14 protein-coding genes and 1 riboswitch are annotated in these 22,536 nt (G+C 51.8%); of the genes, 4 read left to right on the forward strand and 10 right to left on the reverse strand.

Going from position 1 to position 22,536, the window contains the following annotated elements; genetic code table 11:
• Window positions 1–163: 163 nt before the first annotated feature.
• The gene (locus GT409_RS15505; protein WP_160629958.1) at window positions 164–2,095 is read right to left on the reverse strand and encodes a DUF3604 domain-containing protein; all 1,932 of its coding nucleotides are present in this window, start codon (window positions 2,093–2,095) and stop codon (window positions 164–166) included.
• 239 nt (window positions 2,096–2,334) lie between these two features.
• Between GT409_RS15505 and GT409_RS15510 the strand changes: the two genes are divergently transcribed.
• Window positions 2,335–3,207, forward strand: a complete 873-nt coding sequence (locus tag GT409_RS15510) for a helix-turn-helix domain-containing protein (RefSeq protein ID WP_160629959.1) — start codon at window positions 2,335–2,337, stop codon at window positions 3,205–3,207.
• 383 nt (window positions 3,208–3,590) lie between these two features.
• Here the strand turns inward: GT409_RS15510 and GT409_RS15515 are convergent, their stop codons facing one another.
• From GT409_RS15515 to GT409_RS15555, 9 genes are all read right to left on the reverse strand, one after another.
• Window positions 3,591–4,682, reverse strand: a complete 1,092-nt coding sequence (locus GT409_RS15515; protein WP_160629960.1) for a uroporphyrinogen decarboxylase family protein — start codon at window positions 4,680–4,682, stop codon at window positions 3,591–3,593.
• A 437-nt stretch (window positions 4,683–5,119) separates the two neighbouring features.
• Complete coding sequence (locus tag GT409_RS15520) at window positions 5,120–6,229, reverse strand: hypothetical protein (RefSeq protein WP_160629961.1); 1,110 nt, start codon at window positions 6,227–6,229, stop codon at window positions 5,120–5,122.
• 13 nt (window positions 6,230–6,242) lie between these two features.
• Window positions 6,243–7,046 carry a hypothetical protein gene (locus GT409_RS15525; RefSeq protein ID WP_160629962.1) on the reverse strand — a complete coding sequence of 268 codons (804 nt, stop codon included), beginning with the start codon at window positions 7,044–7,046 and terminating at the stop codon, window positions 6,243–6,245.
• A gap of 172 nt (window positions 7,047–7,218) precedes the next feature.
• Entirely contained in the window at window positions 7,219–8,442 is a 1,224-nt protein-coding gene (locus tag GT409_RS15530) for a hypothetical protein (RefSeq protein WP_160629963.1), read from the reverse strand.
• Window positions 8,443–8,564: 122 nt separating this feature from the next.
• The gene (locus GT409_RS15535) at window positions 8,565–11,375 is read right to left on the reverse strand and encodes an FAD-dependent oxidoreductase (protein WP_160629964.1); all 2,811 of its coding nucleotides are present in this window, start codon (window positions 11,373–11,375) and stop codon (window positions 8,565–8,567) included.
• On the reverse strand, window positions 11,368–12,798 hold the full coding sequence (locus GT409_RS15540; protein WP_160629965.1) for an MFS transporter: 1,431 nt from the start codon (window positions 12,796–12,798) through the stop codon (window positions 11,368–11,370). The genes GT409_RS15535 and GT409_RS15540 overlap by 8 nt, the downstream gene beginning before the upstream one ends.
• Window positions 12,795–13,952 (reverse strand): hypothetical protein, encoded by a 1,158-nt coding sequence (locus GT409_RS15545; RefSeq protein WP_160629966.1) that lies wholly within the window; start codon window positions 13,950–13,952, stop codon window positions 12,795–12,797. Before GT409_RS15545 ends, GT409_RS15540 begins: the two co-directional genes overlap by 4 nt.
• Before the next feature lie 16 nt (window positions 13,953–13,968).
• Window positions 13,969–14,916 (reverse strand): nucleoside hydrolase, encoded by a 948-nt coding sequence (locus GT409_RS15550; protein WP_160629967.1) that lies wholly within the window; start codon window positions 14,914–14,916, stop codon window positions 13,969–13,971.
• A gap of 5 nt (window positions 14,917–14,921) precedes the next feature.
• Complete coding sequence (locus GT409_RS15555) at window positions 14,922–16,430, reverse strand: sulfatase family protein (protein ID WP_160629968.1); 1,509 nt, start codon at window positions 16,428–16,430, stop codon at window positions 14,922–14,924.
• A gap of 167 nt (window positions 16,431–16,597) precedes the next feature.
• Here GT409_RS15555 and GT409_RS15560 point away from each other — a divergent pair, with 167 nt between their 5' ends.
• From GT409_RS15560 to GT409_RS15570, 3 genes are all read left to right on the forward strand, one after another.
• Window positions 16,598–19,096 (forward strand): hypothetical protein, encoded by a 2,499-nt coding sequence (locus tag GT409_RS15560; RefSeq protein WP_160629969.1) that lies wholly within the window; start codon window positions 16,598–16,600, stop codon window positions 19,094–19,096.
• Window positions 19,097–19,205: 109 nt separating this feature from the next.
• Window positions 19,206–20,246 (forward strand): LacI family DNA-binding transcriptional regulator, encoded by a 1,041-nt coding sequence (locus tag GT409_RS15565; RefSeq protein WP_160629970.1) that lies wholly within the window; start codon window positions 19,206–19,208, stop codon window positions 20,244–20,246.
• Between the two features lie 195 nt (window positions 20,247–20,441).
• Window positions 20,442–20,517: riboswitch (adenosylcobalamin-variant (AdoCbl-variant) riboswitch) on the forward strand.
• 45 nt (window positions 20,518–20,562) lie between these two features.
• Window positions 20,563–22,533: a TonB-dependent receptor gene (locus GT409_RS15570; RefSeq protein ID WP_160629971.1), complete on the forward strand. Its 1,971-nt coding sequence runs from the start codon at window positions 20,563–20,565 to the stop codon at window positions 22,531–22,533.
• The last annotated feature ends 3 nt before the right edge of the window (window positions 22,534–22,536 follow it).

The following is a 22,536-nucleotide window of genomic DNA, read 5'->3' on the forward strand; positions in this document are numbered from 1 at the left end:
TCACCGCCCCGTCGTCAACGCCGGTATTAGGCACCGCCCCGTACATAATTCACGGGAAACTGAGTTCGCGCCTCCATTCCTGGATTGCCGCCCAGCAGAAACATCAAACTGATGGACTTCAATATTTCCGACCTAGTCCCTCTCCGTCATTCCAATAATAGGTTCAAGACACCCAGACCGGACTGGACCAGACAAACTGCTGTTTGTTTTTCATATAACATTCCGTGTTGGACTCTGCCGCTAATGTGAGCCGGACATAATAAAACGCTGAAAATGAAAACCCGTCATCGTTCCAATCCAACTCTGCCGTCCTGGCTTCAGGAGTCACTTCAAAAACGGGGGCTCCATCGCGAATGATCTCCACCTTTTGGATTGCAACGGGAGCTGCCGCCCGAACATTAAACTGTGGAGCGCCATCGGTTGACACTGCCTGCCCCATTTCCTTGCCGTTGACGTTGAAATGCAGAATAGCCCGGGCATTGGTGCTCGCATAACAACACCGGTTCTGCACGGCACGATAGACATCTTCGCGAGTAAGCTCTGAAACCCAAATCGCAGTCAGACCGCAGGTTCCCGGACGCGCCCAGTGATCGTCACTGGCAGCAATCGCACCCAGCAGCTTCCCGCTACTGAGCTGTTCCACCCAGGTTTTCCCGGACAGCGTCGCTTCTTTGCACCAGCAGTACGCCGGATCATTATTGGGAAACTCTGCCCGTCCGTGATTCGAAAAAATTTCTGCTACCGGCTGCAACTGCGGACTGAATACAGACCAGTCCCACGGGCGCATGGTCTGGCTGAAATGGTGCGGCACCAGAAAACATTCCGTACCATTGAGTTTCGCCCAGTCTTTTTCACGGCATCCGGGATCAGCCGGATTGTGGTCCAGAAACGGAGCGACACCTCCGGAAAAATAAACGTTCTGGTCCCCCTTTTTCCCGGACAGCTCTGCGGCAAGCAACGTGACAAAACGACCGGGATCATTGGCCTCGTTCGTCAGACGGCACATAGCTTCCCATTCGTCCGGACCATAATTTCCCTGCGCAACTCCCTGATGATCCGTATTGGCCTGAAAATCAAGAGCATACTGATACCGTCCGATTCGGTAACTACCATCGTAGGAAGAGACCGTATGAGCACCGACCCGGGCATCAGCCGACATTTCGGTGTGGACATGCAGGTCCCCCCAATAAAGACGTTTACCGGGGTCTTCCGCAAACACCTCAACCGGATTGCTCTCGGCCTCTAACCCGTCTTCCGACTGAACCTTTACCCAGTAAAATCCCGGCTTTTTAAAATGCACGTCGCACTGCACCGCTCCGTGCCCGGAAATTCGAACATTCTTCGGAGCCGAAACTCCAGGCTGACCGACAGCAATTATTAATTTGCCGGCATATCCAGTCGCCGGATTATCCTGGGCATCAAATGCACAAATGTTCAAGCGTACCGGTTCGCCGACGATCGCCGTTGATGCAATTCGGACCAGAATCCGAACTGCCGGACCGGCAACTTTTGGAACGTCCGGCGGATTCGGAATCAGCTCGGCATAGCCGTCCGCATCACGATCCACCGCTATCTGAAAAAACCAGTGATCCCCGTCAAACCGGGCGGCACGGGAATCAACTTTCACGTTCTGCCAACAAAATGTGATCTTCTCATTTGGCGCAAGCCCATCCGGAAGGGAAACATCCACAAAACGCCAGTCGCGCTGCTGGTCATACATTTCCCGAAAACACAGCCGCGATAACCCTGCATGAAAAGCCACCGGAGCATTGATCTGAACGTATCCCGGTTCATCCGGATTGTCCAACTGAGGATCTGTCGCGCCGTTTGGGCACCACAGTTTCACCTTTCCACCGGGCGCAATCCCTTCAGCAGGAGCGCTAAAAACAATTACCGCCTCAGGAACTGTTTCGGAAACCTGCACCCGGGATGGCATTTCAACCGTCCCGCTGCCCTTTCCGCAGCCGCGGGTGAAAAACTCATACGCGGCCAACGTGCGCCGGTCCGGATACAGCATCTTGCACTGCGCTACACAGGCGGCCGCTTCCGCATCACCGAGGCGCCTGTCCCATCCAGCAAATGAAACCCATCCCATTCCGACAACCGCTCCTCCTATAAAATCTCTTCTCGAAACTGACGGGATCCTCATTATTCAACCTTTCATGCGAAATTCATAGCCCAACCAATACAACCGAAAGTCTAAACCTGACTTTTGATGAGATCCTTAACTTTACCGACAATCCCAAGCACAAAACTGACAAAATAAAAATATCACCCCTGACTGTATATTTTCTGACTTGAAAATTTTGCAATTGACATCATACCATAATGACCATGAGCGATTTGCTTCCGACAATCCACCGTGATTACGTTTTTAAGCAGGACAGTTTCCCGCTGGCGGTTCATCTTAACCCCGGCCACCCGGATTATCCCCCTCACCGACACGAATTCGAAGAACTGGTGATCATCCGGGAAGGCACCGGAATCAACTCCGTGGATAACATGGACTATCCTCTGCAGGCCGGAGACATTTTCATCATGCCCAAAGGCCGTACTCATGCCTACAACCAGACGCACAACCTGATCTGTTACAACATTTATTTTGATTCCAGCCAGCTCGACCTTAAACGCTGGATCACCCATGCCCTGCCCGGATTTCAGGCGCTGTTTGTGGTTGAACCGTCCTACCGCCGCAAAAACGAATTCAACAGCCGCCTGCGACTGCGCCCGAAAAACCTGCATCTAGTCTGGAGTCTGATCGAATCCCTGCAATCAACCATCGAAGAGGAACAGCCAGGATACCGACTGATTGCGCTCGGAAAATTCTTTGAAGTCGTGGGTCTGCTCTGTCGTTATTATGAAGAAACCGATCACAGTGATTCCCAGAAAGTTCTACGAATCGCCAAAGCCATCAGCTATATGGAAACACGTTTTACTGAAGAAATCACAGTAGACGAACTGGCACAAATCGCCCACATGTCGCCGCGCAATTTCCACCGGGTCTTTATTGACGCCACCGGGAAAACACCGGCCGCATATCTGATCGGCCTGCGAATTGCAGAAGCCGCCCAACAACTGAAGTCGACAAATAAAAGCATCACGGAAATCGCGTTTGACTGTGGGTTTTCCGACAGCAACTATTTCTCCCGCGCATTCAGGAAGGCCACGGGAAACAGTCCCTCCGCTTATCGAAAACTTATTTTCTGACAAGAAGATTAACCCAACCAACAGCAAGAAATGAAGAGTCTTCTTCAGCATCGTTCATATCCATCCAGCAGATCGGAACAGTTTCCGTACTCCGGATATACGACACGTACAGCTCCGACACCGTCAATCCGGTCGGCATCCAAGTCTTCTGACACTCAGAAAAACCTATCAACTCCGAATCCGGAAAGATTTTGAAACCTCGGCGGTTTCTGCAATCCAGAGCTCATGCCGCGTCCAATGCCTGGAAAGCCCTCGACCCGAGGTGGCTCACGCACTTCACCTTCGGTATTTCCCATTGTTTTAATCAAGGCTCAACCAAAGCCCTCTTCCTCAAGCCTCGGATTGATTTAATCTATTTTGATAATATCAGTCCGGTTCACATCCTATCCGAAAATCTGACGAAAGATTTCCACATAGATTCTAAACTGTTCTAAAGATGTATCCGGAGGAATCCGATGATCCGGAATCGGAATAAACCCGCCCTCTTCAACTAAAGGAACAAACCGTTCCAGTTCGGCACGAATCGCATCCGCATCCTTCGGAATCACATGTTTGTTGACCCCGCCCATCATTTTGATTCGTTGGCCGTATTTGCTTCGAAACGCACAGGCATCACCATTCCAGGTTCCCACTTCGATAGGGAAAATAATATCAATTCCCGCATCCAACCAGACCGGAACCAGATCATCTACCTTGCCGTCGCTGTCGACCAGTATGTGCTTTATTCCCAGATCATGGTAGGCATTGACCATCCGCCGATAAGGCTCAAGCATGAACTCCCGAACCGCATCCGGCCCGACCAGCGGGCCGGTGTTAAAACAACAGTCTTCGAAAAGATAAGCCAGATCGAACTCAACCCGTTCCAACAGCGGACGATTAACCGCGATAAAGTAATCAGCTAAATCGTTGATAATTTGCTGAAACAGTTCGGGATCATCATACATCAGCATCGAGATTTCAACCACACCCATCCAGTTGCGCAACTCACCGTAAAGAGAGCCGGCGTAAAATGCCAATGCGCCGTCGCGGGAATTCACGTCTTTAATGCGCTGTTCATGTCCCGCCAGCCAGCGACGCGGATCATCAGGATCGAGATAGCTTTTAAACCGTTCCCAGTCCGCCCGGGTCGGTTTCAGGGCATGGTCAAGATATTCATGAATCGAACTGCCGTGCCTGCCTATTTTCTCCACACTGCCTATCGCTGTTTGCCGAATCATATAATCAGCGGTTTCCTCCAGCACTTCTTCGGGCACGTCGCCGACCGGAGAGATCGTGCGGATTCCGTGCCCCGAAAACATATGCTGTTCAAAGTCAGGATCCAGTCCAACCTGCTCCGGCACATCCAGAATGCCGCCTTTCAGCCCTTCCTGCTGCCAGCGTTCCAATGTTTCGGGCCACAGGCCGAAATATAGACACGGCACCCGATCAAAAGGGGCATAAGACATAACAGAGTTAAATCGTTCGCGATGGGTCATTAAATATCCTCATTTATGGAACAGAAAACGTCCTGCTCAACAGCACTTCAGCTGTCCATGCTTTAGTTTTCAGATGTTTCCGTTTCCAAACCCCAGTTTTCCCACACATAGTTTTCGGTATTTCGTAATATTATCCCGAAACTCATAATAAGCCTGCCGAGGCAATCCGTTGGTTGTAAACAATCCATACTGCTTGGTGTCGAATAATAGAAAGCATTACGCAGGTAAAGAGCAAAGGACTCATCCGAACCAGCAGCAACGTAATTTGTATCACGAGCCCAATCACTCCAATATTTCAACAGATCTTAACTATCGAAAGTATACGTCTGATTTAACTGTGCGACTCCCGCGCAGCACTGTACATTAAAAACACCAACGCCACTTGTCTCGTCCAAACAGTGCCAGTCATAACCAAACTCCTTTTTATTGCCCTCCCCTCAAAAAACATTAAACATCAAACTGCTTTCCAAATCCGCATCACCGGCAATAGTCAAATACCTGATTTCATCCAGGAGATTCGGAGGAATTTCAGCGGTCTTAAAAACAGGAAGAATCGGAGCCCCGTCCCGGTTTTTCGGATAGATGACTCCCTCTTCCTGAACTGTCAGTGTAGCCGCGGAATCATACCCGTTAAAATCACCGATCAGAACATCCATACTCACCGGGACATCGGCTTCCAGGGAAAACCAGTCTCCAATAACCATGGGAGAACGGACACTGTAATATTTCATATTCTGCTCTGCAGAAGAACGCCAATCAGACGTCCTGAATGCAATTGCCTGCTGTCCAAGAAACCCCACCTCTTTTTCATCAACCCGCAGGGCCAGCACAGCAAGTCCCCTACCCCAAAACCGGAATCTTCCACCTGTACGAGACATAATACGGCCCTGATAATGAACGAGCCACTGCTCGGTATCCAGTGAATCAGGAATGCCAAAACTTCTGGGAATATGCTCAAAACCGATTGTTGGAAGATAAAAAAAAGTCGTATACAGCTTTTGTGGAGCACGGTAATACCTCATCAATGTTTTAGGATTCCAGCCATGCTCATAAAACCGTCGCAACTCTTCAATATAGGTATCCTCTCCACCGCTAAGCTTCCGGCCCTGTCGGTCCACACAAAGAGCATAAAATACGCCTTCAAAATCGTTGCCGACAGCCAGAGACTCTTTTCCTCCCAGCAATGTGACATCTGCAATATCCGGCATCAGCTCAAAACCTTCAACTCCTCCACCAAGCCCCTCGCTCACCAAGCCTGTTTTTGTCAACCGTATGCCGGTTGCTGTCTGCATGTTTTTAGAACTGATCCGCTGCGAACTCTTTGGGTAGACCTTTTTTTTGACCCTTACCGTCGGTTTTTTAATCTGCATCTTCGGACGACGGACAGGCGGCGGTGGAACAAACTTTTTTTCCGATTTTTGAACCACTGAAAAGACGACCACCCCGCCCGCCCAAACGAGTAAAACTGCATGAATGCCGGCACTCAAAAGTACTGCTTTCGAAACACCCTGCGCCGGCTTTTTCAATTTCCAATTCTTGTGTTGCATATCATCACATCAATCAATGTATCTCTGAGCGCTTAAACCAGGGAATACGCGGAGGACTAACCTTTTCGAAGTGCTGGTTAAAGTGACGGCTGTTTACGGCACCGTGATTTACCCCATACAGCCCGCGTAATTTTTCAACGCTGAAACCGAGATCCCGCGTTACCCATTTTTGTTTTACATCCGATTCAAAACCAACCACCCGTCCATTGACATCGGATACTGCAAGAATATATCCGGAAAGGGTTTTCCCGCGAGCCACCGCATTCTGCCTCAAGACCCATTCCGAACGATAAGTATGAAACGGCACCGCTTCAAAATGCATAACACATGCGCATTTTTTCTCATCCTGAAACCCGAATTTTTTCCGCTCATACGCCATCAGCACAAGATGGTCATCATTCATTCGGGTACGCTCCGCTCCCAACACAAACAGTTCAGCTGTTAAATTGGCTTTATATGGCAACTCACTGGTTTTTGAGACTTGGGCTGAAAATCGATAACAGGTAACGTCATCTTCCTCGCGGGACCATTCAAATTTGGGGAGCTCGTAACTCTCGTCACTCACCGAAATCTCTATTTCCGGCGGCACATGATAATAGAGATATGACAAATCCCCACGAGAAAGACGCGCCAAAGGAATCGAATGTTTTTTGCCGATTGCATCCTCAACCAGAACCTTATCAAAGAGGATACGAACGAACGATCCTTTCACATAAGTTCCGTCAATATTGGTCCACACACGAGCGTCCAGAGGCAAACCTGCAGCGAACAAACCGCACCCGGCAACACAAAGAATAATTATCTCTTTACGACTCATACGAATGTCCTGTCCGGCAGTTCAAATCATTGCGCGAAACGACAGCGTTAACAGACGCGACAACCCGATATAAACCCATCAATTAGATGAAATGTATCCGCCGGAAATCACGTCGCCGAAAAACCGGAAGCGGCACTTCATGGACAAACATGCCGCTTTCCGCATCCGTAATTTATTCGGAGACAATGCGATAAAAAGATGCCGTCGGGGACATGCTGTTGCTAACCGTTTGCATTCCACCGGCCCCGGTAATACCGGTGACAATATTGCTCCAGATTCCATCGGTCAGATCAAGACACCGCTGCAAAGCATACGAATGGCCGGAAGCACCATTAAAGGAAACCACCGCATCGCTGCCCTCAGTGTCCACGGTAATATCACCGATCTCGGGAGTTACAGGAATAACCGGGGAATCGACTTCAAGCAGCACGGCATCCCGTCCATCCGTATCGTGAATGAGATTCAGGGTTGTGCCCGCAGCAAACGAGTTGGTGTCGATGTTGAACTTGAGCATGCCTTGGTTCATCGAACCGCCTGTTGCACCAACGATTAATTCATACGTGCCGGACTGGACGTTTTCCGTTCCCGTGATGTTGATCTCCGCATTCCAATCGTACCAGAACTTATTGGCACTCACTGTAGACACCCCGTTGTCATCAAAAACAAAGTTCATCCGACTGTCACGTGCCAACGTCACATACGAGGAAATATTGAGCTGGGCCTCACTGCCATTAACCGTCATTTCGGCGGCAGTAACATAGTCTTTCACCCCGACCAACAATGTATTCACATTCACCGTGGCAGCATCACTCACCAACATTTTCACTGAATCCGCCGTTCCCTGAACATCTCCAAGCAAAACATTATCAGCATCCAATTCGCCGCCTTGCAGATCAATCAGGCTGACTCCATTCGTATCTGAATTCACTTTCACGTCAGCGAAATAACCGATTCCTCCGACCGTTTCGTCACCAATCTGCAATACTCCATGGTCATCATTGTCTGTACCAAGACACAACAATTTGCGGTTATTTTCGGCTCCGATCGTTCCGCCGAGAACCTTCACGGTTCCATGCCCGGCAGTCCAATAGCCCAGCTGAAGCCCTTCGGTGTTCCATAAATACAGGAGAGTACCTTTTACGATCAGCGTTCCCGGTGCCGACGCGCCGACAAACACGCGTGTTGCAGTTGCATCCGTACCCGCCTGAATCGTGCAGGTTTTTGAACCGTTCACCACCACCGGATTCCCGTACGTTCCGGCATCATCCGGCACACTCCCCAGCGTCCAGTTAGCGGTATCATTCCAGTCCCCTGCCCAAGGAACAAAACTGTTGTTTGCCGCGAAAACGGACAGTGAACACAACCATGCTGTTATCAATACAATGACTCTTCTCATCTTCTGTTCTCCTTTCCGGGGATCCGCAACCACACTCGTATGCAATTTAACATCACCCTTTTTTCTAAATTATTTTAGCCGTTTGGTCAAATCATTTTTCCGGCTTTGTTCAGTGTATTCATTTATGATCCGTAAACGCGGACTTCATAAATGCGCGCCTGCCTATCGCCATGCGTGGCATCCACCCAGACCCGAAGTTTTGAAGTACGCCGAGCGGTAAACGTGTGGATACGGTGGCGCTGGAAATTGCCTCTCTCTTCAACGACCGGCACCCACCGACCGTTTTCCTCAACTTCGACGCGGTAGTCGCGCACGCACTGCGCCGGAAAAGCGGGCGTATCAAAGTTGCGGCAGTTCAGGTCGGTATCGAACGTCAGCTGAACCCGACCAATCGAAGCCGCTTTTTCAAAATCCAGCTGCAGCCACTGAGGCATTGGCTGATCCGCCGCACTGGCCCACTGGTTCATCGACTGTTCCGACGGACGCGGAATGCCGTTCACGGCCGCAGATGCCGGTGAACTCCCGCCGGCGGCCAGTTCTTCGTCCGTAAACAGCATCATCGATCCGCCGGGAATACTGCTCCATTTCCAGTCGCTGCCCCACGTACGCGCCCCGCCGTCAACCGTCCCTTTACGAAGGAACCATGAAACCGAATCGAGCTTATCAATAATCACCCACAGGTAGTCGGCATCAAATGACTGATTAATCTGGAACGGGACCCAGTGCCGGCCGGGCTCGACCTGCCCCCACTTGATAAGCAGATCCTCCCTCGACGACGTATCCTGCGGACCGGACGCCGCGCGGATGCGCAGGTTCACGCGCTGCCCGACCCCGGCCTTTGACTCCATCAGCGCCAGCAGAGAAGAAAGCTTCTTTCCTTTTTCCCACGGAATAATGCAGCCACGCCCGCTGGTCAGTTCCGCCGGTTTTCCGGTCAGATCTCCGGCCACTTCATCAAATGGACGGCTCGCCTGCTCACTGGATGCCGAGCAAACCGCGGTGCGGGCCAGATCGGCCGAGTCCTCGTTTTTCAGTCCCGGAAACCACTGGTCGTTTTTGAGCAGAGTCTGCTGCAGCTCTTTCAAACGGCTCTGCCCGATACCGCGCGGCGTCATTCCGTATTTCACTGCCAGCGCCGCGGCGGTTCCAACGGCCTGCCCCACTGTCGCCAATGTAGACTGCACGCGCACATGGCCCAGCGCAACGTGCGATACGCTGATGTTGCGGCCGGCCATCAGCAGGTTGTCAACATTTCGAGAGTAGCAGCAACGGTATGGAATCAGGCTGATCGGCATATGATCCACGCACATGAACGGGCCCTCTCTGCCGGAAAAAACGCCTTTAGGATGATGCACATCGAGGCCCCATCCGGCATAGGCAACCGCGTCTTCGAACGGTTCAACGCGCAGGGCCTCCGGGTGCGTCAGCACATGATCGCCCAGCAGGCGGCGGGATTCGCGCTTCGCAAACCAGGGCGGAATAAACTCCATCTCGTAACTGCGCGCTTCATCCCGGCGTTCCCATGTGTTTTTAATCCAGTTCCACATGCCGAAATAGATTCGCAACAGTTCGTCGCGCGCCTGTTCGGCTTCGTAAAGATCGTCCATTTTTCCATCATATTCAAACCACCAGTCGCCGGTCTGGAACCATTTCAGACTCCGTCCGAATTCGGGATTGGCCGGAAAATCATAGGCCCACGCCGGACGCTGAAAAGGAACGTCCACCCCGGTTCGTTCCGTAAGCCAGAAGGTGCCTTTAGGGCCAGCCAGCAGACTGCCACTCATGGTCACATTATCGGCAACCGCCGGCGCATATTTTTCGCCGTACTCGCTCTGAGATTCGCGCCCAAGCCGGTAATCCGCCCCAGCATAATAACCGAGCCACGCGTCACCGGTGGCATCCACAAACATTTTTCCGTTCAGGCGAACGGTTTCATAGGTGCATACATCAAATGCCTCCACCGCATCGATAATCGAGCCGGTTTTGTAAACCTTGTTGATGTGCTTGTTCTTAAAAACAGTCAGATTGTTTTCCTCATCTGCGAGACGACCGAAAGCCAGACTCATCTCCTTGGCGTCAAACCGGGCCCGGATGCGGGTGGCTTCTTCACAGATACCGCCTTCGCGGGCGTTGGGATGGTGCTGGTCGGCACCGTTAAAATTCACGCCCAGTTCCAGACTGGCATTCCCGCCCAGAACCGGGCGGTCGGTCACCAGCGCGACCTTCAGCCCGAGGCGTGCGGCGGCAAGTGCGGCCGGAGCGCCGGCCGGTCCGGCACCGGCAACAATCAAATCGAATGAACCACCATCTTTCGGCTTTTCCGGAAGCTGCATAAGACGAGCCCGAAGTATTTTCATTTCATCCACACCGGATGGAGGGACAAAGGATGGATCTTCGCTTAGAAGAATGGCATCGCAGCGTCCGTAATAGCCGGTCAAATCATGCAGAACCAGCGAATGCATTCCGGCAGAAAGTTCCTGAATCCCGGCATCCTCCCAAATCCACTCGTCGCTGTCAGCAGCGCCGAATTCCCGATTCAGTTTTTTACCGTTCAGCACCACCTGAAAGCGCCCGGGCCTGGTTGCACGGTCCCAGTTGCGGGCACGTACCCAGATACGAACCGGCTTTGCTTCCGGCATCGTAAACATCATTTTCGCATCTTCGACCGGTCGCCCGGTTCCGGCGGCCAGCAGAACGCCGGACCCCATCAGGTGCGCAAACTGCGTATCGTAGACCCAGCCGCCATAATCAGAAAAATCGGCGGCATTGATCCACATGGATCCGTCCACCCATTTCGGATCTCGGCGGGCTTTACGGAAGCCGAGAACTTTTTCGACATAATCCTGATAGGTTTCTTCACCGAATGCTGAAAGTACAAACGGAACACTTCCTGCCAGCCCAATCTGCGCTAAAAATCTGCGTCGATTAAACATCGTTTTTCTCCTCATCAATATTACCTCGATCCGCTTCCAGTCTGGCTCGCACGTCATAAGCATCTTTTTCGGTGATCGGATATTTCATCAGCAGAATGAATCCGGTGATAAAACCGATCACCGGCACACCAAGGTCGAAGAGCCGCAGCTTCAAAATGGCGTCCGCGGTCTGCTCCGGCAGCTCCGCATCGTAGCCGGTCAGGTTAATCAGAAAACCGGACACGCCGAGCGCCATCGAAAGACCAACCTTCCACGACCAGCCGTAAACGGCGCTGAACATGCCTTCGCGCCGGGTTCCGGTTTCCAGCTCATCCGCATCCACAGAGTCCGGAAGCATCGAGTTGATCATGACCGATGAGGCAATGAAACCCGACCCCATGAACATCAGCGGGATCAGCGAGAGCCACGGATTGGCCGGCGTGATCAGCCACCATTTGGAGAGCGACGCAACAGACGCCACAACAATAAATGCCAGCACGGTGTTCTTTTTGCCGATCTTGGTGGAGATCCAGGTGATCACCGGCACCATCATGATGTTGGTCAGCCAGTACGCCGCCTGCCCCCACATAATCAGACCGGCCGCCTCAGACTCAACACCGCTGTACATATAGTAAACGCAGATGTAGTAGCCCATTGGACCGACCATGGTGGCTCCCATCAGGAGAATCGCCGTAGAAAGGCACAGAATCAGAAACGGTTTCACGCGAAGCGTCTGTTTGGCACTTTGAACCAGACTGATTTTTTCCTGTGCTGCCGACTGCTTTGCATAGGGATGTTCCCTGGGAAAAACAGAGGCAACGATGCCAAGTACGACAAAAATAAACGCCACGCCGAGAGATACAATCCGCATGCCTTCAATCTTGTCGTCGAAGACACTGCGCGTGCAGAACCAGATCAGAGCGCCCGCCAGAAACGCCCCGATCGGCTGGAGGAAATCGCGATAGGCTACAATGCGTGTACGCTCGTGATAGTCCGGGCTCATTTCCATGCCCAGCGCAAAATAGGGAACAGAAAAGACGGTTACGCCCAGATAGAAAAACAAGGTGGTGACAATCAGCCAGCCGACATAAAACGCATCCGAGTACTCTCGGGGGAACCACCAGATTGCAGCAAAGGCAATCGCGGTAAACAGAGACCCGGCCAGAATCCACGGACGCCGACGGCCAAACCGCGAACGGGTGTTGTCGCTCACCTTTCCCATAACCGGATCGGTGATTGCATCCCACAAGCGGGAAACCGCGGTGATAAGACCAATCACGGCCGGATTCATCCCCAGCACCACATTAAAGATGGGATTCACCATCTGGAAGTAGGAGTTAACCATCAGGCCGTAGTTAATCATTCCGCTGCCGTATGCCAGTTTGCGCGGTCGGGCGACGCGGTCTTCCGGTTTGGTAATGTGGTGTTCTGCTTTGTCGCTCACTTTTTATTCCTCTCAAAGCGGTCTTCAAAAATACGGGCCGCGGGAGTCAAAGCTCCGTCCTGATACACACTGAAGGGTGGCATGATGTCGTAATCGAACAGCATAATTTCACCAAAGGTCAGATCACTAAACGGTTTGCTTTCCAGCGCACGGATAAAAATGCGGAACTGTTTCAGTCGATCTTCTTCGGCCAGCTTGACATTGTTCAGCCAGCCGGCATAACCCCATTCCGAAATATAGATCGGCTTATCTTTGCCCGCATTCCGGATCAACGGCTTCAGCTTTTTCTCAATATAATAAGAGGCCGTCTCCACGCCGGTTCCCGGGTCAAGATCCATTTTTTCGGGATACATGTGCACACCGACCCCGTCGGCATACCGAAAAGCATTATCACGGCTGCCTGCCAGCGAATGGCGACCGCCGAGAATATCCAAAAACAAAGACGGGTCGATTACGCTGCCGCTGACTTTCGCAAGAAACTGATCATCCGGGCGCGCATATCCGCAGGTGACCAGCTTCGGTTTCAACTGCGGTTCTTTCTCAAACACCTGGTCAACAATGCGCCGCGCCTCTTTGAGGATTAATCGGTATTTGCGGATTCCCGCGGCCCATTGTCCAACAAATTCATAGTCGCGGTAATTCTCATCGGTAATGAATGCACCCCCTTCCACCAACGGAAGATCGCCGTTGAACGCCGCCCAGTTCAGCTCGTTAAACAACTGAACGGCCTCCACCTTCAAACGGCCTTCGCGCAGCGTCACCATGTAATAGCGGAACAGTGTCAGAAACTGATCTTCATTGATTTCAGAAAGTGGCGGAAGGTCGTAAATCACCTCATCGTCGCCGTCGCGGATCGGCGTGCCGGGATCAAAATAAATGTCCTTTTCGGGACTGAGAACCAGCAGAACCACATCCACACCCAGCTTATTGCAGTAGCGAATGTGTTCATACGTCGGCAGGTGCGGCAGCGGCATCGCCAACCGGATGCTCTTCACGCCCAGAGCATGGATTTCATCCAGAATTTCAAACTGCCGCTCTTTGCTTTCCACCCAGGCCAGGTTGGTGCGGTTAATTCCCAGCTTAAGCGTTTCCCCCTGCGCGAGGGAACGTCCTAAAAGGATGGAAACACACATAAATAAAACAAAGCATTTCATATTCATTCCTCTGTAATCAAACCAGAACGGGTTGCCGAATATTCCCCGGAACAGTTTCACCGTGCAACAAACGATTTACGAGAAACTCTTCAAAGGCTCTGAGATCCTTCCAGGCCGTCGCACACCGGATGGCTTTCCCGGACGGATCAATCCGGGTACAGGCATCCTCCGTAACCACCAACGGCAGTTCCTCCATTTCCAACCACTCTTCGCTGAAGGTCAAATACGTTGCGACCGTGTCATAAAGCACCGAAGTATGCGCCGGCAGTTCGTGTATTTTCTGTTTCTCTTCGAGCCAGTACCTGTAGTTGGCCAGGATGGCCCGCACCAACGGATCTGTACCGGCCCGGAGTTTCTGATACAGAGCGCCCGACAGCGCAACCAGCCCGCACGTATCAAGCGGAGTCAGCGTGATCTTCCAATCACTGGAAAAAACCGTCCGCGCAGCGGTTGGATCAAGATATACATTCCATTCCGCCGCTGTTTCCTCCGTGCCGTCGTACCCCATATACACAGAGCCCTGCATGCCGACAACCCGAGAGTTTTCCACAATATCCGGAGCCCGCGCCAGCGCCAGCGCCAGGTTGGTCATCGGGCCGATCGACAACACCGTAACCGGATCCGGCGAATTGCGAATCGTGTCAATCAGAGCCTGCACGCCATCGTCATGCACCCGTCCGGGATAATCCGCCAGACTGTAGTGTTCAACCCACGGCTGCTGCGGATAGCAGACATGTTCGTCATTCGCCGGCCCGATGCCGACCGCCACGTCGGTTCGCCCCGCAAGCTGCAGCATTTTCGCGGCCAGCCTGGCACGATAGGCAGTATCGGCGGCGACCGTGGTCACCAGCTTCAAATCGAGCTCCGGCGATTTGAGAATCATCGCCAGCGCCCAGGTATCATCCATATCGGTTCCGATATCTGTATCCAGAATTAGTGGAACCGGCTTCTTTAAATCAGTCATTCACTCTACTCCTTCAGCGACCCATCATGCGCTGCCATTTCCTCTTCAAAACTCAGGATGACCTGAACAGCATGCTCTCTATGCTCCGGCCAGTACCATCCGGGCTCGATCCACTTCGGCGGTGTGTTCAAAGCATTCCATTTGTCCTGCATCGCTGTCATTTTCTGAAGCTGTTCGGGATATTGAGCACTCAAATCGTTTTTCTCGCCGATATCTGTTTTCAAGTTAAACAGGCCGGTTTCACCGCTCTGTGAAACAAAGTCATATTTCCAATCGCCGTCGCGCACGCCGACCGTATGATTCCGGCCGAGCCAACGGCGGGCAAACACACCGTCGCGTGCAGACATGGAAGCCTGCCCCAGCAGAAACGGAAGCTGATTGAAACCATCCAGATTGCGGTCCGTCGGAACCGGCAGGCCGGCAGCAGCCAGCAGCGTTGGATAAATATCCAACGAAGATATAATTCCATCCGTACGACCGGCCTTCAGCCTGGCCGGCCAATGAACCACAAACGGAACATGACAGCCGCCTTCAAAGGTTTCCCCCTTCTGTCCGCGAAGCCGTCCGTTACTGGCCAGCTCGGGATTTTCAACAATCCCGCCGTTATCGCTGAGATAAATGATCATCGTGTTATCAAGAAGCCGCTCTTTTTCCAGTTTGTCACGAACCTGTCCGACCCCCCGGTCCAGGGCGTAAATCATCGCAGCATACTTGCGGCGTTTTTCACTCTGAATATGGCTGAATTTTTCCAGATCCTCCGGCTTGGCTTCGAGCGGCTTGTGCGGGGCATTATAAGCCAGATACAGAAAGAACGGCCGCGTTTTGTTCCGATCAATAAAGTCGACAGCCTCATCGGAAAAGATGTCCGTAAGATAGCCGGTTGTTTCCACATACTCCCGGTTGTGAAGAATCGGCAGCATATAGCTGATAGCCTCCGGATTCGGGGATACCGCCGGCTGATCTTTTTTCGCGTTCATAAACTGCCAGTCACGCATTCTCTTGTAATCGGCCGGCCAGTAGTTGTGGCCGCCGCCGAGAAATCCAAAGAAGAAATCGAACCCGCGGTTGTTCGGGTGATGTTTTTCGGTGGCGCCCAGATGCCACTTGCCGATCACACCGGTGCGATATCCGGCGGTCCGAAGATCCTGTGCAAAAAAACGCTGCTCAAGCGGCACTCCCCAGTCCTCATCCGTCTGGGAAAACGGCGTGTTAACCTGCAACCCGAAACGATGAGGATAACGACCGGTCATCAGGCCGGTCCGGCTTGGGCCGCACACAGGATGGCATACATAGCCGTTCTCAAAAACGAGTCCCTTGGCTGCCAGCTGATCAATGTTCGGCGTAACAATATCCGGACTGTCCTGAAATCCAACATCAGCATATCCCTGATCATCTGCCATGATAATGATAAAATTCGGCTGTTCCGCACACTGCAGAGCACTGCATGACGCTGAAACACCGGCAGAGAACCCGCCGAAAACCAGCCATTTAACTGCACATGATTTTATTTTCATACCGTTCATAAAACTCTTCCTCCGAACCAAAGTCAACGAAAAACTAAACTGTTTCAGATTTGCAGATCAAAGGGAATCACCGCCGCCCAGACCCCCGATGCGTTCCGGCTTGACACACCGGCTAAATTATTTTAGAAAAACAGGGTTATTTCACAGAGAAAACGATCATGTCAAAATTAACTCAAAGTGTACTTTTCAGCCTTCTCTCGGCAACTGCCTTCGCCGCCAACAATTCATTTCTCCCTTATTCAGGGACATGGAATGCAGAGACAAACTGGACGTACGGAACCCCATACGCCACAGACCCAGACAACGCAGTGATTGCCGCTTACAAGACATGCACCATCGAGGAGGGAACTTCCGCCGAAGCCAACCGGATTTTTATTGGAGCCAACAGTCCGGGAACTCTGATCGTCAACGGAAACCTTTACACTCCAAGCGTTTTCGGTATCGACGTCGGACTATGGAACAACGGCCTGGGGGACGGCCAACTGACCATCGAAAACGGCGGACAAATCGGGTTCCCCAACAACCGCATCGCATCGATCAGGCTTGGCGGCCCCACAAGCACAAAAGGTCGACTTCAAATCGGCAGCGCCACCTCCCCCGGAACGGCCTACCTGAACAATCTCTACGTACTAACTGACACAACCAGCACCGGACGGTCTTCTATCAACGTGGAAAACGGACTGCTGGACGTTTTGTCCGCTATCACCGTCGGATATCAGGCCGGCACTGCCAGCAATGCCCTCATGACGGTTTCCGGTTCATCAACCATATCCACCGCTCTCCTGAAAATCGGGCGGAACGACACCTCTTCCGATCTCCACACATCCGGACGTTTGACTGTTACCGGAAGCGAACCTGTTTTCAAGCTCGGCAGCTCTCTTCTGCTGGCAAACAGCAGCGTACTCGACCTGAATTTTGACGATAACGGGATCGCACCGATCATCGCCCCGAAATTCTGGTACAGCAATAGCGCAACAATCAACATTACCGGAACAACCAACGTATTGCCCGGCAGCTACGAACTCATCACCGGAACAACCGGGGGCTCTACCGGCAACTCAATAACCTTTAGTATCAGCGGCTTTCATAACCGCTATCTGACCGAGATTGTCGAAAGCACCAACAACGGAGCCATCTCCTTTTCGCTGAATATAACCGCACAGCACACCTATGATCTCGGAGCCTGTGAACAGCAGCTGGCGTGGGCTTATGACAGCACCGATACCAACCGGATGGCAAAACAGCTAGACATTATTGATGCACTCTCAGACGCCGGGGCCGACTGGATCCGCCTGACACACCTCTCTGCATTCGCCACAAAAGCAACCCACATAAAACGTTGCAATGAAAGAGGAATTAAGGTCCTTCTCCAGCTGTCAGCTGGACGCTCAGAGTTCTATCCGCAGGGAACCGAAAAACGCCCGGGGAGTGATCCCGCCGGACAACCGCAATGGGACAGCTACCGACTGTCTGACATAGATCTCAACCTGGCAGAAAGTTACATCCGCAGTTTTTTTGATGTTCTGATCGCCAGCAATGCGACGATTGATGCGATTGAAATGTTCAACGAAATCAACTGGAATGCATTCAACGGGGATCTCCCCCTTGTTGAAGGCGGATACTGGATTGATGAAAACACGGACTGGAATAACAGCACCTTTAGCCAATATCGTGCCGGCATCGAAAAGGTCGCAAAACTCACAAAAACCGTAAGCGATCTCAATGAGGAATATTTCGGTGGAGTCCCGGAGATGATCACATGCGGTATGGTGGGGGCCTCCTCAATGAATTCGAACTGGGTTGCCAGAGTTAAAGGCGGGTTGGTTTCTCAGGCCCTGACCCTGCAACTGATGCACGGCTCACATCCGATGCAGACCAACAGTGCAAATTATCTTCAATATGTTGACGGCATCGGAATGCACATCTATCCGAATATTATCGATTTTAACGAACAAACCACACTTGCAGAAATTCATGAGGATCTTGACGATACGCTGAGCATTCCCGGAGTCGGGACCACCAAACCGTTCTGGATCACCGAATGCGGCTATCAGCGCAGCTATTTCGACACCGAAACAAACCGCTACAAACAACTTCTTTTATTTCATGACGCCCTGACCGAATACGATCGTCCTAAAAGCGCAATTCGAACCGTATTCCACTTTGCTTTCAGCAAAGAATGCAATACATCCCACTACGTCTGGGACGATGGGATCGCAGATAAATCCATCGATATTTTTTCGGCAGCAACCGAAGAAAACGCCACCTGGGACCGCCTGCCGTTCGATGCTTGGCAGGTTGAAAATTTCGGTGAAAAGGCAAACGATGAATCTGTCAGCGGCACTCTGGCTGACAGCGACGGTGATGGAAACGTCAACCTGATCGAATATGCAACAGGAAGCAATCCAACCGATCCGGCATCCACTCCGGACCTTCACATTATTTCCGGACCCGCCATTACCTACATGGCACGCACTGATGACACACAACTAACCAGCACTCTGCAGAAAACAATCCAGCTAACCCCGGCTGAATGGGAAAACGTAACCAACTGTAATTCGCAGAAAAGCGATACCGACGAATATCTGGTATTCAGCACACAGCCAACGAACACCACCGGTTTTTACCGACTGAACATCACCAGAGAGACAAACTGATTAAGGCAGCAGTCCGATCAGAAACCGGCTTTGGTCATTACCAACAACCCGAATTTCCCTATAAGTAAAACACTTTACCTGCTGTCGGTTAAGAACTACCCTGCAGTTCATGAATAAGAAAAACAAAAAACGCAAATTAACCATTAAAGATATTGCGCAGCAAGCCAGGGTATCCATCACCACCGCTTCATTCGTGCTGAACGGACAAGATGAAAAATACGGCATCAAGGCCGAAACGGCCGAACGGGTTCGCGAAGCCGTTCGAAAAAACAATTTCCAGCCAAACTATGGCGCCCGCATCCTTAAAACCGGAAAATCCAATACCCTTGCTTTTATTGCTCCGAGCATTACAGATGGCTTTTACAACGAAGTCGTGGTTTCGATCGAAACAGCTGCCTTGAAAGCCGGATACCAATTGATCCTCTGCAACTCGCTCGACAACATCGAAACGGAAAAAACCTACCTCAAAAACCTGATCGAACGCAAAGTCGACGGTATCGTCCTGATCCCAGTCGACCCGACAGCGAAACACCTTCAAATACTCAAAGACGAACAGATCAAAACCGTACTCTTCTGCCCCCCCGAACTGGCCGACAAGCATTTCTACTGCGTCGACTTTGACCTTGCGTCCGCCCCCAGACTCACCGTTGACCACCTTGTCGAACAGGGGTGCAAAAAAATCGTCATGCTTGACTGGCGCCCGGCAAAACCCCGTTCCTCCTCATGGGCACGAAATCGCAACGTTCTGCGCAAAACCTTTCAGGCATCGCTCCGCAAACACGGCCTTTCCTGCGGAACCGATGCCGTTTGGACGCTTTTCGGCGAAGAAGAAAACCCGGCCGATGCCGAAGAATTCAAAAAGCTCCTGAGCAAACAAAAACCTGACGCTATCGTTGCCATGAGGGACATTCAGCTGCTTCGGGCCTGGCTCCCGCTGACCGAAGCCGGGCTTTCCGTTCCAGCCGACATCCGGCTGGCCGGATGCGATGATATTCAGGCATCGGTATACTGGTCTCCACCGCTCACTTCCATACTCATGCCGAAAAAAGAGCTCGGACTTCATGTTGTAAACGTCTTACTCAATGAGTCCATCCAAAGCGGAATCCACACCTTTCCTGTTGAACTGGTTCCCCGAGCCTCCTCACGCTAACTGACGCTTAATCTGACAGGTGGACTCCGCCAGACCGAAACCCCCTATCACAAAAAATGTTCTAATATTGCTACCCGACCTCTCCCCTGCCCTAACACCTCTCATAATATAAAACAATACTGCTAAAGCGCCGTTGTCTGCCTGAAAATTTTGTTCTTGATGCTCTGTTCCGTTCTGTTACGTTCCGTAGCCTTAACGCAGAAACGCCGGGAAAGTGCTGTGAAACTCAGCCGCTGTCGCGCAACCGTAAAGTCGGAGCACCGTCCTTTCTGCACCAACCTGAACCCGTCCCCGCGCAAGGGACAGAAAGGATCCGATGAACAAGATCATCACAGCGGCTATTTGCGCCGCAACGCTCGGCGGTTTCGCCGAAACAACAAACACGCTGGATGCAGCGCGCGTCGTCGTCACAGCAACCCGCAACACAGCCCCCATACGTTCTATTGCCAACAACCCGTCAGTCATCACATCAGAAGATCTGGAACGAGGACATTACACGTCCATCCCGGAAGCCCTTCAGAAAAAGGCAGGAGTGTTTGTCAGCAGAATTTCAGACACCCCGTCACAGGCACAGGTTAATCTGCGCGGCTTCGGCGGCGATGCTGCCCACCAGAAAACTCTTGTATTATTGAACGGACGTAAACTCAATCGGCCCGATATGGCAACCATCAACTGGTGTCAGATTCCAATGCAGGCCGTCGAACGGATCGAAGTCATCCGCGGCCCCAACTCGGTTCTTTACGGCGATCACGCAGTCGGCGGAGTCATTAACATTATCACAAAACAGCCGTCAGAAATCCCTGCGACCACCCTCTCCGCATCGTTTGCCAGTGACGAAAAATATGAACAAAGCCTGACCACCTCCGGGAAACTGGAAGGACTGGGCTACGTCGCCACCCTCGGCCATCAGTCCGGCGACGGCTATCGCGACCGATCCGCCTACGACTCGGCATCAGGAAGTATCCGTCTGAGCGGAAACATCAACGAACGGGTCAGTGCATACACAGAGATCTCCGCAGTTAAAGAACAGCATCAGCTTCCCGGTGCTCTCACCAATCTCGTTGTACAAAGCCGAAAACAGGCTCAAAATCCAGACGATGCCGCCCGAGAGGAATTCATCCACCTTCAGGCGGGAGTCGATGCACTTCTGACTGAGGACCTGATTTTTAATCTCGATGGCGGCATTTCTCAGAAAGACCTCGAAGCCGACATAGCCTCATGGTTTACCTATTACGACTATAAATTTTACACGTACACCCTCTCTCCGAAATTCACAATCCTGACCCCGGCCTTCGGACTGGAGAATGAACTGATTGCCGGAATCGATCTGAAAAGAGAAACACTCGACACTCAGAAATATTATGACAAAGCCCGCTCTGCACTCTGGACGGATACCGAAATTAAACGGACGACCATCGGCGGATACGTTGCCGATACGCTTCAACTGACAGATCAGCTCCTGCTCAGTGGCGGTCTGCGAATGGAAAAAAACAAACTGAAAGCTCAACAAAAAACAGGCGCACCTTTATTTGACGAAGAAAGTTCAGATTGGGAGAATGCATGGCAATCAGCCCTCACCTGGCTCCCGACCGATACTGTCAAAGTATTCGCCGGAATCGACCGAACCTACCGCTATGCATCGTTTGACGAACAGATCTCCTACTCCGGGTACGGAACCGACGGTTTTAACAAAAACCTCAAACCTGAAACCGGCATGAATTATGAAATCGGCGTCGAATATCTGCCCGCCAGTAATATAATGTTGCAGGCGACTCTGTTCCGAACCGACATGGAAGACGAAATCGCATGGGACTGGAGTACCTATCAGAATGTAAACCTTGAAGAAACCACGCACAGCGGACTCGAACTATCCGCGGCATACACCCATGAACTTTTCGCACTCAACACCTACTATACCTGGCTGCAATCCGAATTTGCAGCAGGAGCAAACAAAGGCAATGAAATTCCGTGGGTTCCGCAGCACCAGCTCGATATCAACCTGGCATTGTTTGTGACCGATGATCTCACACTCCACACCCATATGAGCTACCTCGGCTCCATGTTTCAGTCCGGAGACAACTCCAATACCGGCGATAACCATCAATCCGAATACGCACTCTTTGACCTGCTCCTGCAATACGAGCTCCCGACTGATAAAATCGAAGCCACCGTATTTGCCGGCATCGACAACATCTTTGCCACAGAATACAATTATCTTGTATCGTGGGGCGGTTACTACCCTGCACCCGAACGGACCTATAAAGCCGGCCTAAGCCTGACATTCTGATAA

The organism is Tichowtungia aerotolerans (assembly GCF_009905215.1).
Taxonomy (GTDB): Bacteria; Verrucomicrobiota; Kiritimatiellia; order Kiritimatiellales; family Tichowtungiaceae; genus Tichowtungia; species Tichowtungia aerotolerans.